This window comes from Butyrivibrio proteoclasticus B316 (assembly GCF_000145035.1).
In the GTDB taxonomy this organism is placed as follows: domain Bacteria; phylum Bacillota; class Clostridia; order Lachnospirales; family Lachnospiraceae; genus Butyrivibrio; species Butyrivibrio proteoclasticus.
On sequence record NC_014387.1, the window covers coordinates 1,016,435 to 1,034,011 of the forward strand.

Consider the following 17,577-nt stretch of genomic DNA (forward strand, 5'->3'; position numbering starts at 1 on the left):
AACAATATGCATGCAAGTAGGAAGACAAGCTGTCTTCTACTTAATTCTATCAATACTTCACTCCAAGTGCTACGAGCTCATCATGAACCTGCTCATAGTTCTTGTAAACTATGCCGTTCCAGCCAAGCTTTATAGCAGCGTCGATATTAACAGGAGTGTCATCGATGAAGACTGTTTTCTCCGGGGTTAAATCATAACGCTCTTCGAGAAGCTTGTAGATTTCCGGATAAGGCTTAACTACGTGGTCTCTGTAGCTGAGGATTCCGCCGTCTGTCTCATCGAGAAAGGCCATTGCTTCAGGGCAGCCTTCAAGGGCCTGCTTTGAGAAGTTTGAAAGGTATAATACTTTGTAGCCTGCGGCTTTCAGAGATCTGATCCATGGGATTGTCTTATCTCTTTTTAAGATGATGCCATCGATATTAGCAAAGGCATCCTGTAACTGATCTCCAATCTCAGGATCGTTCTCTACAAATCTTGCAATGATCTCGTCATTTGTAAGATTTCCCTTATCATATTCTACCCAGTCATCGCTTTCTACTGTAGCCTTGGCAATTCGCTCTATCATGGCCTTGTCATAACCCTTGGCCACAAGGAAGTCGTTCCAGGCAAAGTCTGTCAGGACATTTCCGATATCGAAGACTACTGTATCTATCTTGCCATCAGGGATTACATTCCCAAATTTATCGTGCTGTTTGTTGGATGAACCTGCATCAAGTGATGCGATGTTGTGTCTTCCTGTCACAGCGCTAAGTCCCCATAACAGAAGCCAGAGCATAATTGGTACTGCGACGATAGCGCCTGCAAGTCCCATGAACAGATCTTTTGAATCAGGGCCTCCAAATAAAGCTACGCACAAAAAGGCGATTATAAGTCCTACAAGTATTACTAGTCCTGCAAGTGCAAGAACTCTCTTATAAGTGGGAGTTGTTCCGTTATTATTATTCATTTCTTTTCCTAACTAAAAAACTAATGATTTTCTGTTACCAACAGCAAAGATTCTATCATTTATCGCTGCAGGATGGCAATAGAAAAATCATTAGTTCATAAAGCCTAAAAATATTTATTCACCGATCAGGTCCTTGAGCCTTCCGAGAGCTTCTCTGTGGCGCAATTTGGTAACTCCATAGGAAAGGTTCATCTGCGCTGCAACTTCCTGAAGGGTAAGTCCTCTGTAATACCTCAAAACGATGATATCTCTTTGTTCCTGAGGGAGCTCTTTGAGCGCTTTGGCGAGAATCTCAAGACTCTCGTTATTAAGGACTTCATCCTCTATAAGGCTCTTTTCCTCGGCCAGATCCTCCGGTATTTCTGAATGAATGTGATTGGTTCTGTAGAAGTCAATGACTGTATTACTGGTCATTGCGTAGATCCAGGTGGAAATGCTGGCCTTGGAAGAATCAAAAGTATCTATTTTACTGTATATCTTGATGAATACGTCGGAACACAGGTCCTCTGCGTCCTCGATCTGATTGACGTGGTTTCTGATATAGGCAAAAACCTTGTCGTGATATTGTTCATATATCTGTTCATTAGTAAGCATAGTTCCCATGAGCAACCTCCAGATAAATGTGATACACTATTTCAGTATAAAGAGTTAAAAGAAATAATTCAAGGACACAGGCACCTGAAGGGAGTTTTCATGGTAGAAAATTTCGAATATTATAAAGTGTTTTATTATGTAGGAAAACTGGGAAGCATAACAGGAGCGGCCAAAGAGCTGTCTATTTCGCAGCCGGCTGTAACCCAGTCTGTTCATCAGCTTGAGAAGGCGCTTGGTTGTTCTCTTTTTCAGAGAACTTCAAGGGGAATGAAATTTACCAGTGAAGGCGAACTTCTATATAGATATGTAGAAAGAGGCTATGAACAGATAGACCTTGGAGAGCATCGCCTTAGACAGATCCAGCATCTTGACGCAGGAGAAGTCAGGATTGGTGCCAGTGATATGACGCTTAGATTTTTCCTTTTACCATTTCTTGAAAAGTTCCATGAGCTGTATCCGGGAATAAAGGTTACAGTTACCAATGGCCCGACGCCGGAAACCCTTGATTATCTTGATGATGACAAGATTGACTTTGGCGTTATTTCAACTCCTTTTGCGGAAAAAGAGGGCTACAATTTCTTCCGCGTTTCTACTATAGAAGATACCTTTGTCGCGGGGAGACGTTTTATACAGTACAAGAACAGAATGCTGGATTTCAGTGATCTTAAGAACATTCCGCTTATACTCCTGGAAGGTAATTCCAGTACCAGAAACTATATTGATAATTTCCTGCAGTCTTATAATGTAGATATTCGTCCGGAATTCGAACTTTCCACCAGTGACATGATCGTTCAGTTCGCCCTTAGAAATCTGGGTGTGGGCTGCGTTGTCAAGAACTTTGCCCAGGAATATCTTGATAGCGGAGTGCTCTTTGAACTTCGCTTTAAATCTCTTATTCCCAAAAGAGATATCTGTGTTATCACTGACGAGACAAGGCCTTTATCTATAGCGGCATCAAGATTGCTCGAACTAATAAGGCAATAAAACCCTGCATAAAGCAGCCTTAAAAATATCACAAATTACCTCTATACAATTCGAAACCTACTTGCTATAATTTATCAAGAACTTTTTAAGAAATGACAGAAATGTTTTGAAAACGGCTGTAAGCCAGAATAGGAGCGGCTTTCAATGAGTTTTGAAAATGACAACAATGTCAATGAGAACAGCGTTGAGGATATCGTTTCAAGATATAGACCAGAAGTTTCTAAGTTAGTTCCATATATGAGATGGCTTCAGGAGAATGCCAAATCAGAGGTGGCTTCGAGTTACAACAGCAGCGACCTCAAATCAATGCCGTTTCCGGTTTATGATTCAAATCTGCTTGCCTTTGTTAAGGCAGCGCAGTCTACCAATTTGCTTGATCGCAACTATGTGTATGTTTATTCCAGAAATCGTTTGAATACTGCCAAGGATGAGCTTTTGTTCATTCATGATGCTGAGATCAGAGATATGGATGATCTTGCGGGAATTTTGTCTAAATATATTCTGTCAGGTATGACTAAGGGAACAGTTTGGGCAGAAGGCGTGCGCAACGGAGTTCTGTATAACGTAGTTAAGAAGATGGACGAATTGTGCAGAGTTTGGGGACGAGAGAACGACAGACCGCTTGCATGAGCAGGCACTGTCTGTAGTAGATGTATTAAGCTTATTGTAATGCTGGATTCTTTTACTAGATTTAGGATTTGGGAGAGAGTTTAATGGGAGAGAAGTCCACACAGAAGAGGAAATACATTCTGGAGAAGGCCAGAACTGTTTTTTCCGAAAAAGGTTATAAGAATGTAACTATGAAGGACATTGTTGATGCCTGCGACATCAGTCGTGGGGGTCTTTATCTCTATTTTTCCAGTACTGCTGAAATATTCATGGCAGTTCTTGCCGACGAACATGACGAGGATGATGAAGAGGCAGTTGTGGCAGCGCTTTCCGGCGATGCTTCCGCTGGCGACATGCTTGCTCTTTTCCTCAAAGAGCAGAAAAAAGAAATTCTTAGAAAGAAAAACAATCTCACTGTAGCCACTTATGAATATTTTTCCGTTCATAAAGTTTCGGCAAAAGACAATCCACTTAAAAATCAATTTGATACAGCAGTTACCATTATTCAGAAATTAATAGAAAATGGAATTGAAAATGACGAGTTTTATTGCGAGAACCCTCTTGGCTGTGCCCGCAATTTAATGTACGTGGTGGAAGGACTCAAGATCATGTCCAAGACTTGTTCTATTACAGAAGAAGCTATAGATAGAGAATTAATGTATGTGTTAGAGGGGTTAGTGCCCGAAGAATGAAGTGCTTAATAAACATTATTAAGCACTTTCTTATTATATTAAAATGTCAAAATGTATGATGCTGACTAGTCAGTTCATAGATATAAAAAGGAAAGAGGAGAAGTTATGAGCACTGTAAGACGAATCTACGTAGAAAAGAAAGAACCTTACGCAGGAAAGGCAAGAGAGCTGCGTCATGAGATTTCAGGTTACCTTGGGATCAAGGGCGTTGAGAAGGTAAGGATCTTTATCAGATATGATGTGGAAAATGTATCTGATGATGTATTTGAGAAGGCTGTAGGAACCGTATTTTCCGAGCCTCCTGTAGACATACTTTACAGGGAAAAAATAGATATTCCTGAGGGAGCCAAAGTATTCAGTATTGAGGCACTTCCGGGACAATTTGACCAGAGAGCGGATTCTGCCGAGCAGTGTGTTCGTTTTATAAAGGGTGATGAGGAGCCTGTTATCAGAACTGCAGTAACTTATATGCTCATAGGAAATATAACAGAGGAAGAGCTTGAGAAGATCAAGGACTATACAATGAACCCTGTTGATTCACGTATAGCTTCTGATGACAAGCCGCAGACACTTGTTGAAACCTACGATGATCCTGAAGATGTCAAGATTTTTGATGGCTTCAAGGATATGACTGAAGCTGATCTTAAGGCGCTTTATCAGTCACTTGGCCTTGCTATGACTTTCAATGATTTCAAGTGGATCCAGCAATACTTCCATGATGATGAGAAGCGTGATCCTTCTATGACAGAGATCAGAGTGCTTGATACATACTGGTCTGATCACTGCCGCCATACAACATTTGGTACAGAGCTTAAAGACATCTCCTTTGAAGACGGCTTTTTTGCCGAGCCTATCAAGGCTTCTTATGAAGATTACCTTGCGAGCAGAGATGCTCTTTACACAACAGATGATAAGAAAAAAGAGAAATTCATTTCCCTTATGGATATCGCCCTTATGGGAATGAAGAAGCTCAAAAAGGACGGAAAGCTCACAGACATGGAAGAGTCTGAAGAGAACAATGCGTGTACAGTAGTTGTTCCTGTAGAAGTTGACTACGGTAACGGCCCTTCTTTAGAGAACTGGCTTGTATTCTTCAAGAACGAAACTCACAACCATCCTACAGAGATCGAGCCATTTGGTGGCGCAGCTACATGTCTTGGCGGTGCTATAAGAGATCCTCTTTCAGGAAGAGGCTATGTATATCAGGCTATGCGTGTTACAGGTGCTGCAGATCCAACAGTTCCTGTAGCTGAGACTATGAAGGGCAAGCTCTCACAGAAAAAGCTTGTTAGAGGCGCTGCAAGCGGCTATTCATCATATGGTAACCAGATTGGCCTTGCAACAGGCTATGTAAAAGAGGTATATCACCCTGGTTACGTTGCCAAGAGAATGGAGATTGGCGCGGTTATGGGTGCTGCTCCACAGGAGCATGTAATTAGAGAAAGCGCTGATCCGGGAGATATCATTATCCTCCTCGGCGGAAGAACAGGTAGAGATGGCTGCGGCGGAGCAACAGGTTCCTCCAAGGCTCACGACAGCAAATCACTTACAACCTGCGGAGCTGAGGTTCAGAAGGGTAATGCTCCTACAGAGCGTAAGCTTCAGAGACTCTTTAGAAGACCTGAAGTTAGTGAGCTTATAAAGAAGTGTAACGACTTTGGTGCAGGCGGAGTTTCAGTAGCAATCGGTGAGCTTGCGCCGGGACTTGATATTAACCTTGACCTTGTTCCCAAGAAGTACGCAGGTCTTGATGGAACAGAGCTTGCTATTTCTGAGTCACAGGAGAGAATGGCAGTTGTAGTTGATCCTAAGGATGCTGATAAATTCCTTGATTATGCGGCTGAGGAGAATCTTGAGGCTGTTAAGGTTGCGGTCGTTACAGAAGACCCAAGACTTGTCCTTAACTGGAGAGGCAAGAAGATTGTAGATATCAAGAGAGCTTTCCTTGATACAAACGGAGCACATCAGGAGACTACAGTTAAGGTAGAAGCTCTTGCAAGCGATGATAATTATTTGAATAAGATTGCAAGCAGCGAGGTTGCAGAGGCTCTCGATAAGGGAGATGTCAAGGCAGCTCTTAAGGCTGAGCTCTCAGACCTCAATGTATGTTCACAGAAAGGCCTCGTAGAAATGTTCGACTCATCAATCGGAGCCGGATCAGTTCTCATGCCTTATGGTGGTAAATATCAGCTCACAGAGACACAGGCAATGGTAGCTAAGCTTCCTGTTCTCGGTGGCAAAACAGATACAGTAACAATGATGAGCTATGGCTTTGATCCATATCTTTCAAGCTGGAGCCCATATCATGGTGCTGCCTACGCTGTAACTGAGTCTGTTGCGAGAATCGTAGCAACAGGTGGTGATTACAAGAACCTCCACTTCACATTCCAGGAGTACTTTAAGAGAATGACTGAGGATCCTACAAGATGGAGCCAGCCATTTGCAGCACTTCTTGGCGCTTTCGATGCACAGATGAAGTTTGGAATTGCTTCAATCGGTGGTAAGGACTCAATGTCCGGATCCTTTAATGAGATAAACGTTCCTCCTACACTTGTTTCTTTTGCCGTAGATGTGGCTAAACAGTCAGATGTTGTTACACCTGAGCTTAAAAAGAGCGGAAACAAGCTTGTTCAGTTCAAGATTGCCAAGGATAAATACGACCTTCCTGATTATGACAAGGTTATGAAGCTGTACGGACAGATCACAGAGCTCATGAGAAGCGGCGCGATCGTATCCGCTTATGCTGAGGACTGCTATGGTCTTGCGGCTGCTCTTTGTAAGATGTCTTTTGGTAATGGACTTGGAATTAAGATTTCTGATTCTGTTGAGGCTGGGGAGCTGTTTACAAACGATATTGCAGACATCGTTGCTGAGGTTTCAGAGGACAGACTTGCAGATGCACTTAAGGTGGAAGGTGCTAGAGAAATCGGCGAAGTTACAGATGCTCCAGTATTTGCAGTAGGTTCTGTAGAGCTTTCAATGGATGAAGCCCTTGAGTCATGGAAGAACAAGCTTGAGAAGGTATTCCATTCAACAGTCAACGAAGAAAAGACTGCAGTTAAATCAGATCTTTACAGAGCTGAGAGTATTCATATCTGCAAGAACAAGGTTGCAAAACCTACAGTATTTATACCGGTATTTCCTGGAACTAACTGCGAGTACGACAGTGCTCAGGCTTTCCAGAGAGCAGGCGCAGATGTAAATATCAAGATTTTCAGAAACAGAAATGCACAGGACATTACAGAGTCTGTAGCTGAGTTCAAAAAGGCTATCGAGAACGCACAGATCATTATGTTCCCGGGCGGATTCTCAGCAGGTGATGAACCTGACGGAAGTGCCAAGTTCTTTGCAACTGCCTTCCAGAATGAGGCTATTAAGGAAGCTGTAGAAGACCTGCTTCATAACAGAGATGGTCTTGCACTTGGTATCTGTAACGGATTCCAGGCTATGATCAAGCTGGGCCTTGTACCAAATGGAACAATTACAGGCCAGAGCGCTGACTCACCTACACTTACATTTAATACTATCGGAAGACACATCTCCAAGATGGCAACGATCAAGGTTGTTTCCAATAATTCACCTTGGCTGTCTCAGGCAGAGCTTGGAGGAGTTTACACAAACCCTGCTTCTCACGGTGAAGGACGTTTTGTTGCTCCTGAGGATGTTCTTGATAAGCTCTTTGCAAACGGACAGATTGCAACACAGTATTGTGATCTTGAGGGCAATGTAACTATGGATGATGAGTGGAATATCAATGGTTCATACAGAGCAGTTGAAGGTATCCTCTCACCGGATGGAAGATGTCTTGGTAAGATGGCTCATTCAGAGCGTCGCGGCGACGGCGTTGCTATCAACATCTATGGAGAGCAGGACCTTCGCATCTTCGAATCAGGTGTACAGTATTTCAAATAAGGACGCATGAGTTTATGGAGATATGTACAGGTCATTGCTCGTAGCACTGGACATTCCAGTGAGCCTGCATAAGGCAGTCTCACTTCCATAGTGCTAAAATCGCCATGACTCTGTACATATTCGCCTATAAACTCAATGCTGGTCGCATAGTCGAGATTATCTGACGAAGTAGATGTATTCTTGAATATAGTTACTTTGTTGTGTTCAAGGATTTTATGAATTACAGATTTGGAGGAGTAATGAAAGCACGTTTAATATTAGAAGATGGAACAATATTCACTGGTAAGCATATAGGTTTTGATAAGGATGTTGTCAGCGAGATTGTTTTTAATACTTCAATGGCTGGTTATACAGAGGTTTTCACTGATCCGTCTTACGCGGGTCAGGCAGTTTGTATGACCTATCCACTTATAGGAAACTATGGCGTATGCCTTGAAGATATGGAATCAGAGCGCCCCTGGGTTGATGCAATCATTGTCAGGGAATTATCCCATGTTGCATCTAACTTCAGATGTGACATGACAATTCAGGAATTCATGAGTAAGTATGAGATTCCCGGAATTGAGGGAATTGATACAAGAGCTCTTGTAAGACACCTTCGCGATAAGGGAACTATGAACGGATATCTTACAACAAACGATAACTTAACTTATGAGGATGTTGTAGATAAGCTTCATGCCTACACCACAGGAGATGTAGTCAGCAAGGTGTCCTGTAAGGAAAAGAAGTTCAGACAGGGCGTAACTGATATCGCTGAGAATGGCCCTCTGTCAGGCAGTGCCTCTTTTAACAAGGAAGACTACGAGGCTTGCCTTAATGGAGACCTCAGCAAAAGAGAGAAGAGACCGGCCATCGTCAAAGAGCTAAACGGCAAAGGACTTAAGGTTGCGCTTCTGGATCTTGGAGCCAAGAAGAATATAGCTGATTCACTTGTTGCAAGAGGATGTGATGTCACAATTTATCCATTCGACACAAGCGCTGAGGAAATCCTCAGGGATAAGCCCGACGGAATCATGCTCTCTAACGGCCCTGGAGATCCCAAGGACTGCAGAGGCGTGATTGCAGAGATCAAGAAGCTGTACGCTTCAGATGTACCTATTTTTGCAATATGCCTTGGTCATCAGCTCATGGCCCTTGCTACAGGTGCTGATACCTTTAAACTTAAGTACGGTCACAGAGGTGGAAACCACCCGGTAAAAGACCTTTCAAACGGCAGAGTTTATATCTCTTCACAGAATCATGGATATGTGGTTGACACAGATAGACTGGACAAAGCAGTAGCTGAGCCCGCTTTTATAAATGTAAACGACGGAACCAATGAGGGACTTTCTTACGTTGGTAAGAATATCTTCACTGTTCAGTTCCATCCGGAAGCATGTCCGGGACCACAGGACAGCAGTTATCTGTTTGATCGTTTTATTGGTATGATGTGCGCTCAAAAGTGAGCCGTGCACGAAGAATGAACCATAATAAAATACATGCTGGTATGCATTTTTATGTTTTGTGATAAGTATACGGCGAACGCCGCGACAACGAGGAACAGGCAAAGCGGTTCCTGGTTTGTCGGCATGGATAGAAAGGAAAGATATGCCCAAGAATAAAGATGTTAAAAAGGTTCTCGTAATTGGTTCAGGACCTATAGTTATAGGACAGGCTGCGGAGTTTGATTATGCCGGAACTCAGGCCTGCAGATCTCTCAAGGAAGAGGGAATAGAGGTAGTTCTTGTGAACTCCAACCCTGCTACGATCATGACTGATAAGGATATTGCTGATGAGGTTTACATTGAGCCTCTTACAGTCAAGGTTTTAGAGCAGATCATAGAAAAAGAAAAACCTGATTCAATCCTTCCTACACTTGGAGGACAGGCAGGACTTAACCTTGGAATGGAGCTTGATGAATCAGGCTTCCTTAAATCACATGGTGTTAAGCTTCTTGGAACAACAGCTGAGACTATCAGAAAAGCTGAGGATCGTCAGGAATTCAAGGATACAATGGAGAAGATTGGCGAGCCATGTGCTGCGTCTTTGGTCGTTCACAATGTTGAAGACGGTATCTCTTTTGCCGGTAAGATTGGATATCCTGTAGTGCTCAGACCTGCATTTACTCTTGGTGGATCAGGCGGCGGTATTGCCTACAACGCAGCCCAGTGCAGGGAAATCCTTGAGAATGGTCTTAGATTATCCCGTGCCAACGAGGTTCTGGTTGAGAGATGTATCGCAGGCTGGAAAGAGATCGAGTATGAGGTAATGCGTGACAGCCTTGGTAACTGCATTACAGTTTGTAATATGGAAAACATAGATCCTGTTGGTGTTCATACAGGAGATTCAATAGTTGTAGCACCTTCTCAGACACTTTCCGACAAGGAATATCAGATGCTCAGAAGTGCTGCCCTTAACATTATTGATGAGCTCAAGATCACCGGTGGATGTAACGTTCAGTTCGCACTTCACCCAACAAGCTTTGAGTACTGCGTAATCGAGGTTAACCCAAGAGTTAGCCGCTCATCAGCTCTTGCAAGTAAGGCAACAGGTTACCCTATTGCCAAGGTTGCAGCCAAGATTGCCCTTGGCTATACCCTTGATGAGATCAAAAATGCTATCACAGGTAAGACCTATGCAAGTTTTGAGCCTACACTTGATTACTGCGTAGTTAAGTTCCCAAGACTTCCGTTTGATAAGTTCATCACTGCCAAGAGAACTCTTACAACACAGATGAAAGCAACCGGTGAGGTAATGAGTATCTGTACTAACTTTGAAGGTGCGATGATGAAGGCTATCCGTAGCCTTGAGCAGCACGTCGACTGCCTTACAAGCTATGACTTCTCTGATCTTGATGATGACGAACTCATCGATAGACTCAAAGTTGTTGATGACCAGAGAATCTGGGTTATCGCTGAAGCATTAAGACGCGGGATCAGCCACGAGGAAATTCATGATATCACTATGATCGATCTGTGGTTTATTGATAAGCTCCACACTTTGGTCAAGATGGAACTTAAGCTCCTTCGCTGTGGAGAAAAGAATACTGCTGGTAAAACAGGCACACTTGATGATGCCAAGAAGGTTATAAGCTTTGAGACTATGCTTGAAGCAAAGCGCCTTGAGTATCCTGACACGGTTATCAGCAGACTTACAAGATTCCCTGTCAGTGTGTTAAAAGAGCTTCGCGATTACTACAACATACATGCTAGCTTCAAGATTGTAGATACCTGCGCAGCTGAGTTTGCAGCTGAGACTCCTTACTACTATTCTGTTTACAACGGTCCTGATTCTGAGGATGAAGCTGCAATAAAGTCTGACTCCGACAAGAAGAAAATTCTTGTTCTTGGTTCAGGACCTATCAGAATTGGACAGGGTATCGAATTTGACTATTGTTCAGTTCATGCAACCTGGGCATTTAAGAATGAGGGTTACGAAACAATCATAATAAATAACAACCCTGAGACAGTAAGTACTGACTTTGATATTGCAGATAAGCTCTATTTTGAGCCACTTACTGCAGAGGATGTTGAGAATATAGTTCGCCTTGAAAAGCCCGATGGAGCAGTAGTTCAGTTTGGCGGCCAGACTGCGATCAAGCTCACTCAGGATCTTATGAAGATGGGCGTTAAGATTTATGGAACAGATGCCAAGGATGTTGACGCAGCTGAAGATAGAGAAATCTTCGATCAGATTCTCGAGGAGACACAGATAAAGCGTGCCCAGGGAGCTACAGTTTATACAGCAGAAGAAGCCAAGGAAGTTGCTAATAGACTTGGATATCCTGTACTTGTAAGACCTTCCTATGTTCTTGGCGGACAGGGTATGCAGATAGCTCTTTCTGATGAAGAGATTGAAGAGTTCATGAATATCATCAACAGATATGCTCAGGATCATCCTATCCTTGTTGATAAGTATCTTCAGGGTGTAGAGACTGAGGTTGATGCGGTTTGTGATGGAGAAGATATAGTAATTCCCGGAATCATGGAGCATATCGAGAGATCAGGTATTCACTCAGGAGATTCAATTTCTGTTTATCCTGCACAGTCTCTTTCTGACAAGGTTAAAGAGACAATTGCAGAGTATACAAAGCGCCTTGCCAAGGCACTCCATGTAATTGGACTTATCAATGTTCAGTTCATAGCAGTAGGAGATGAGGTTTATATTATCGAGGCCAACCCAAGATCCTCCCGTACTGTTCCATATATCAGTAAGGTAACAGGTATTCCTATTGTTGATCTTGCAGCCCAGGTAATGATGGGCAAGAAGCTTAAGGACCTTGGTTACAAGCCGGGACTTCAGCCTGAGGCTGGATATGTTGCTATCAAGATGCCGGTGTTCTCTTTTGAAAAAATCAGAGGTGCTGAGATCAGCCTTGGACCTGAGATGAAGAGTACAGGTGAGTGCCTTGGAATCAGTAAGAGTTTTGATGAAGCTCTGTATAAGGCCTTCCTTGGTGCAGGAGTTAAGCTTCCTAAGTACAAGCAGATGATCATCACTGTCAAGGATGCCGACAAGGGTGAAGTAATAGACATAGCAAGACGCTATAAGAAGCTTGGATATATTATCTATGCAACAAGATCAACAGCTGATACCCTTAATGAAAACGGTGTTTCAGCCAGAAAGATAAACCGTCTGAGCCAGGAATCTCCTACGGTTATAGACCTTATCCTGGGCCACAAGATCGATCTTGTAATTGATACACCAACCCAGGGACGTGACAAGACAAGAGATGGATTCATTATTCGCAGAACTGCCATAGAGACAGGTGTTAATGTTATAACTGCACTTGATACAGCAAGAGCCCTTGTAACTAGCCTTGAGAGCGCAAGCTCAGAAGAAAAGCTCACACTTGTTGATATTGCTAAGCTGTAAAGAAGAAATACTCATGCTTGTGGATATAGCAGGCTATAAAAAACGAGCCAAAGCATTTTGCTTTGGCTCGTAATCATATTAATAGATTATTTTCTGGAACACGCTGGTTCTCGCATTAGTTAGCTTTTTGTTCCTGGAACTCTTTTATTGCTTTAAGAGCTTCTTCATCAGTCAGATGTTTGCATTTATAGATGACTCCATCTGCTGTCTCGAGGTAAGAAATTCCATCTTTTTCATAGCTGATAAGCTCAAATCCTTCTGTGATAATGATTTTATCAACCAGGCCATGTTCTTTGGTATAAACATTCTGTTTGGTGTAGGTTGAATATCCTTCTGAAAAGCCATCATTAAAGAAAATCAAATTTGAATCTTTTTTCTCATAAAGAGCGATCATAAGATCACTGGAGTTTTCATTTTCATTTGTACCTTTAAGTGCGTCTACAAAGGTAGCTTCTTTCAGGTACGAGGTTGTTCTGTCAGCAGCCTTGGCGCTTACAGTAAACATGCCTCCTGCAAGAAATAGCATAAGCCCCCACAGAATGAGAGTGGAACTCATAATACGTTTCTTCATATTTTTTTCCTCCATTTCGTTAGCCCGGTAGTTACAGTTATATACGAGGAACTTGCATATAGTGGCAGCGACTTGTAAATGCTTGGTAAATGCTTGATCAGAAGATATAGAAGCTTTTTACATAATACCTAGCATTATTACGACTACTCGTTATCTACATATCATCATTATATCCTAGCAGTTTTCTGAAAGCAACTTGGTTGTGGCAAGCTATTTTGCAAAGAAGCCATTATAAAGGCTTTTCGGGTAAAGAAAAAAATTGTCCTTTAAAGAGATTTTTACCCGAAATCATCATTCACCCCGCTGCCCCTGCCGAGAAAGAATTAATTAAATTATTAGAAATAGTAAATAAAAAAGCACTCTCTAATTGATATAATAAAGTGTAATTGTATGCGGTTTAATGTCTTTTCACGATGGGAAACAGAAGATGCTAGGTATAGAAAAATATAAAAAATCCACAGTGGCAATTGTTTCAATAATAGGAATTATCAGCCTTGTCTTCTTGGGAGTTGCATGTTGTCATGCTTCTCTTTATGGTGAAAAGATGACAATTGCTTCTGATTCAGTAATAATCTTCACATTCTCAATTCTGCCATTTTTACTTATTGGCGGGCTTTATGGATATCTTATATCATCTATTGTATTCTCGATAGCCTTTGTATGCTCGCTTGTCTACAATATGGATAATGCATACAAGATGGCTATTTATCTTGTTCCAATGCTGTGTTTTTCCTTCTTTGGGCAATATCTGTGGTTTCGGACTGTTAAAAAAACAATCCTAAGCGCCTTTTTTACTCTGGTGCTTACTGCCTTAGTAGAACTACTCTGCATTTCTCTGGTTGCGCAAAATTCCTATGCTCCGGGGCAGCTTATGAATCTTTGGAAATATCTTCTTAGAGAAGTGATCGTAATATTTGGAACTGCATTCTTTTTCTATTTATACTATTCCAAGACGAGGGATTTCTGGAAATACCCATTCCCCGTGGGAGTAGCATATACAGGCTACTATCAAGAGGAAGAGGTTAGAAAGCAGCTTAGAAAAACCAAAGTCAGCTATAAGATAACCGCAATAATCATAGCAGTAGAAGTGCTGCTGGGCATATTTGTGGCATTTTTCATGGTAGCTCTTTTCCCTGACATCAAAGAAATGTTCGCCCAGGGCATGAATAGAGCGCCAATTCTGTCTTCTGACGAAGCGAAAGATATGGTTCAGCATATTGAGAATATGAATTTTACGCTTGATGCTACGGCTATCAGCTATGACCTCAAGATGCTACTTTTGATGTTGTGTTCCGGAGTACCTATGGCGGGGATTGCAAACTTTTACACCAAGACAGCCATCGGAGCACCTCTTGGCAATATGTCTGATTTCATGCGGGAATACGCAGAGTCTGATGATAAGAAAAAAATCGAAGTAGGGCGCAGGATCGAAGAAATACCTGTAAAGTCTCACGACGAGATCAGAGTCATGTATGAGTCGATAAAAGCCACTGTTTACGCCATTGAGAACTATATCACAAGGATCAATGAAGAATATGAAATTGAAAAAGAGCTTGAAGTTGCAAGAGAAGCTTCTGAGGCTAAATCAGCATTTCTCTCAAATATGTCCCATGAGATCAGGACGCCTATAAATGCCGTGCTGGGTCTTAATGAGATGATCGTCAGAGAAAGCGAGGATCCTCAGATACTTGAGTATGCAAACAGTGTCAAGAGTGCAGGCAATTCTCTTCTTGGAATTGTTAATGATATTCTTGATTTTTCCAAGATTGAAGCCGGCAAGATGGATATTTTACCCGTGGAATATCACTTGAGCTCAACTATAAATGACCTTGTGAACCTCATAGCTGTCAAGGCAGAAGATAAGCATCTCGAACTTAAATTCAATATCGATAAAACCCTGCCAACGCAGCTTATTGGCGATGAAATTAGAATAAAGCAGTGCGTGACTAACATTCTGACAAATGCTGTTAAATATACGGAAAAAGGTAGTGTGTCCCTGAATATTTCTTACCGAAAGGATGGCGAAGACAGTATTTATCTGAGATTTCAGGTGATAGACACAGGAATAGGAATTAAAGAAGAAGATCTTGAAAAACTCTACTCCCCATTTGAGAGAATTGAGGAAACACGCAACCGCTCAATCGAAGGTACAGGCCTTGGAATGAGTATTGTTAAAAACCTGCTCGCCCTTATGGGAAGCAGGCTTGAAGTTAAAAGCGTATACGGAGAAGGCTCAGACTTTTCTTTTGAAGTAAAACAGCAGGTGTCATCCTGGGAAGAACTTGGAGACTTTAGAGAAAGATACAGAGAGTACCTTGGAAATGTACAGAAATACCATGAAAGCTTCGTTGCCCCGGATGCACATATTCTGGTTGTTGACGATACGCCGATTAATCTTACAGTTGTAAAGGGCCTCCTTAAGGCAACGAGAATACATGTTGACACTGCAGAAAGTGGGATGGAGACACTTGAACTTGTCAGGAAAAAGAAATATGACGCAATTTTATTAGATCACAGAATGCCTGAAATGGACGGAATTCAAACTCTAGAAGCTCTTAAGAAAATGAAGGATAACCTGTCGATCGACGCTCCGCTTATAGCGCTTACTGCCAATGCAGGAGCCGGCGCAAGAGAGGAGTATGTAGCAGCAGGTTTTAACGATTATCTGTCCAAACCTGTTAACAGCGAGGCCTTGGAGAGTATGTTAAAAGAGTATCTTCCTAAGGACAAGGTGCGTGAATGTAATAGCACTTACGAGGAAAATGAGAGCGCTGGCAAAGCTGCAAAATACAATGTGAGCGAATTTAATGGTGATGATGATCAGGCAGGCAACAATACAGGAATAATAGATACAGAGGACAACTCAGATATATATGATGTCCTCTATAGACTCCAGGGCATAGATTTAACAGAAGCTGAGAAAAACTGCGGAAGCCTTGAAACTCTCAAAGAGGTGGTAAAAGAATTCCTTACAACCATTGATACCAAGGCTGATAGCATAGAGAAGTTCGCTTCCGAAAAAGACTATAGAAATTACACTATTCTGGTTCATGCTCTTAAGAGTTCTGCAAGACTAATTGGCGCAACTGAACTGTCCCAGATGGCAGCACACCTTGAAGAGTGCGGAAACAACGAAGATGAAGAGCAGATCCGGGAAAAGACACCTCAGCTACTGGAACTTTTCAGAAGCTATAATGAGAAGCTTTCTGCAATTGTTCCGGATGCTTCTGAGGATGATCTTCCTGAAATAGAGGAAAAAGACCTAAAAAATGCGTTTAGAGATATGAGAGAGTTATTGGAAGCCTATGATTTTGATACAGCAGATGGAATTATGGATATGCTTGCAGGTTATAGGATTCCAGACAGTTATAAGGATAAATTTGATGAAGTCAAAAAGCTGATGTCAGCAGTGGACAGGGATGCACTTATAGTGCTTCTGGAGGAATGAGATGGAAAAAAGAGTACTCTTAATAGGAAGTGGCAAGAGCTTCATGGTAAGTTCCATAGCAAAAGAACTTAAAGAAGAGGGCTTTGGAGTAGTGCAGGCTCTGCCTGACGTCACAGAAATTGAACATCTTGAAGACAAGCCCAATGTTTATCTTATCTATGTGGATGATCTGGATGAGATGATGGAATTTCTCGTATATCTGCGCGATAAGAGCATTGAGCGTGATCTTTCCATAAGTGTCATAGGTTCACCGGATGAAATAGAGAAAATCTACGGCATTATTAGTAAAGATAAGATATCACTTGTATTTGAGCGCCCTGTCAATGTTAAAGAGCTCGCAAGGCAGATGAACAAGGTGGTTGAAAATGAAGATGCCCGAAATCAGAAAAAGAGAATTCTGGTCGTGGATGATGATGGTACAATGCTCAGAACAATAAAGAGCTGGCTATCTGAGAAATATCAGGTATTTATGGTCAATTCCGGAATGACAGCTATTACTTTTCTTGCCAAAAACAAGGTAGACTTAATTCTCCTTGACTATGAGATGCCTGTAACTCCTGGACCTAAGGTACTTGAGATGCTCAGAAGTGAGTCTTTTACAAGTGACATTCCGGTGATGTTTCTGACTGTCAAGGGTGACAAGGAAAGCGTCATGCAGGTTCTGGCTCTAAAACCTGAGAAATATCTTTTAAAAACCATGCCACCAGCTGAACTCGTAGCAAATATTGATGAGTTCTTTGAAAACCAGAAGATTAAATCTATGCAGCTGCAGTGAATTGAGAATGTGGATTGCCCGAATATTGGATTTAAATCCTTTTCGGGCAATCATTTTATGTGTAATTTTTTGAGTGGTCTACCCGAAAAAATAATAAACTGTGTTTTTCGGGTAAACAGTATAGTTGTCAATCATGGAGCAATTCGAGTATCATATAAATGTAAAAGCACCTGAATGAAATACCAGAAATCC

General features: G+C 42.0%; 11 protein-coding genes. 8 read left to right on the plus strand and 3 right to left on the minus strand.

Going from position 1 to position 17,577, the window contains the following annotated elements:
* Positions 1-49: 49 nt before the first annotated feature.
* Both BPR_RS04255 and BPR_RS04260 read right to left on the minus strand, forming a co-directional pair.
* On the minus strand, positions 50-946 hold the full coding sequence (locus BPR_RS04255; RefSeq protein ID WP_013280227.1) for an HAD family hydrolase: 897 nt from the start codon (positions 944-946) through the stop codon (positions 50-52).
* A 114-nt stretch (positions 947-1,060) separates the two neighbouring features.
* Complete coding sequence (locus BPR_RS04260; RefSeq protein ID WP_013280228.1) at positions 1,061-1,549, minus strand: RNA polymerase sigma factor; 489 nt, start codon at positions 1,547-1,549, stop codon at positions 1,061-1,063.
* Between the two features lie 90 nt (positions 1,550-1,639).
* Here BPR_RS04260 and BPR_RS04265 point away from each other — a divergent pair, with 90 nt between their 5' ends.
* The 6 genes from BPR_RS04265 to carB all read left to right on the plus strand — a co-directional run bounded on the left by BPR_RS04265 (position 1,640) and on the right by carB (position 12,591).
* Positions 1,640-2,524, plus strand: a complete 885-nt coding sequence (locus tag BPR_RS04265) for a LysR family transcriptional regulator (protein ID WP_013280229.1) — start codon at positions 1,640-1,642, stop codon at positions 2,522-2,524.
* Between the two features lie 144 nt (positions 2,525-2,668).
* Entirely contained in the window at positions 2,669-3,154 is a 486-nt protein-coding gene (locus BPR_RS04270; protein WP_013280230.1) for a hypothetical protein, read from the plus strand.
* A gap of 83 nt (positions 3,155-3,237) precedes the next feature.
* The gene (locus BPR_RS04275; RefSeq protein ID WP_026663419.1) at positions 3,238-3,825 is read left to right on the plus strand and encodes a TetR/AcrR family transcriptional regulator; all 588 of its coding nucleotides are present in this window, start codon (positions 3,238-3,240) and stop codon (positions 3,823-3,825) included.
* Positions 3,826-3,930: 105 nt separating this feature from the next.
* A complete protein-coding gene (locus BPR_RS04280; RefSeq protein WP_013280232.1) occupies positions 3,931-7,737 on the plus strand; it encodes a phosphoribosylformylglycinamidine synthase in 3,807 nt (1,268 codons plus the stop codon).
* Between the two features lie 239 nt (positions 7,738-7,976).
* Positions 7,977-9,182 (plus strand): carbamoyl phosphate synthase small subunit, encoded by a 1,206-nt coding sequence (locus tag BPR_RS04285; protein WP_042256528.1) that lies wholly within the window; start codon positions 7,977-7,979, stop codon positions 9,180-9,182.
* 142 nt (positions 9,183-9,324) lie between these two features.
* Positions 9,325-12,591, plus strand: a complete 3,267-nt coding sequence (gene carB / locus BPR_RS04290; RefSeq protein ID WP_013280234.1) for a carbamoyl-phosphate synthase large subunit — start codon at positions 9,325-9,327, stop codon at positions 12,589-12,591.
* Positions 12,592-12,706: 115 nt separating this feature from the next.
* Here the strand turns inward: carB and BPR_RS04295 are convergent, their stop codons facing one another.
* Complete coding sequence (locus BPR_RS04295) at positions 12,707-13,162, minus strand: hypothetical protein (RefSeq protein ID WP_042256529.1); 456 nt, start codon at positions 13,160-13,162, stop codon at positions 12,707-12,709.
* A gap of 400 nt (positions 13,163-13,562) precedes the next feature.
* Between BPR_RS04295 and BPR_RS04300 the strand changes: the two genes are divergently transcribed.
* Both BPR_RS04300 and BPR_RS04305 read left to right on the plus strand, forming a co-directional pair.
* Complete coding sequence (locus tag BPR_RS04300; RefSeq protein WP_013280236.1) at positions 13,563-16,610, plus strand: ATP-binding protein; 3,048 nt, start codon at positions 13,563-13,565, stop codon at positions 16,608-16,610.
* Between the two features lies 1 nt (position 16,611).
* The gene (locus BPR_RS04305; protein WP_013280237.1) at positions 16,612-17,385 is read left to right on the plus strand and encodes a response regulator; all 774 of its coding nucleotides are present in this window, start codon (positions 16,612-16,614) and stop codon (positions 17,383-17,385) included.
* Positions 17,386-17,577: the final 192 nt, after the last annotated feature.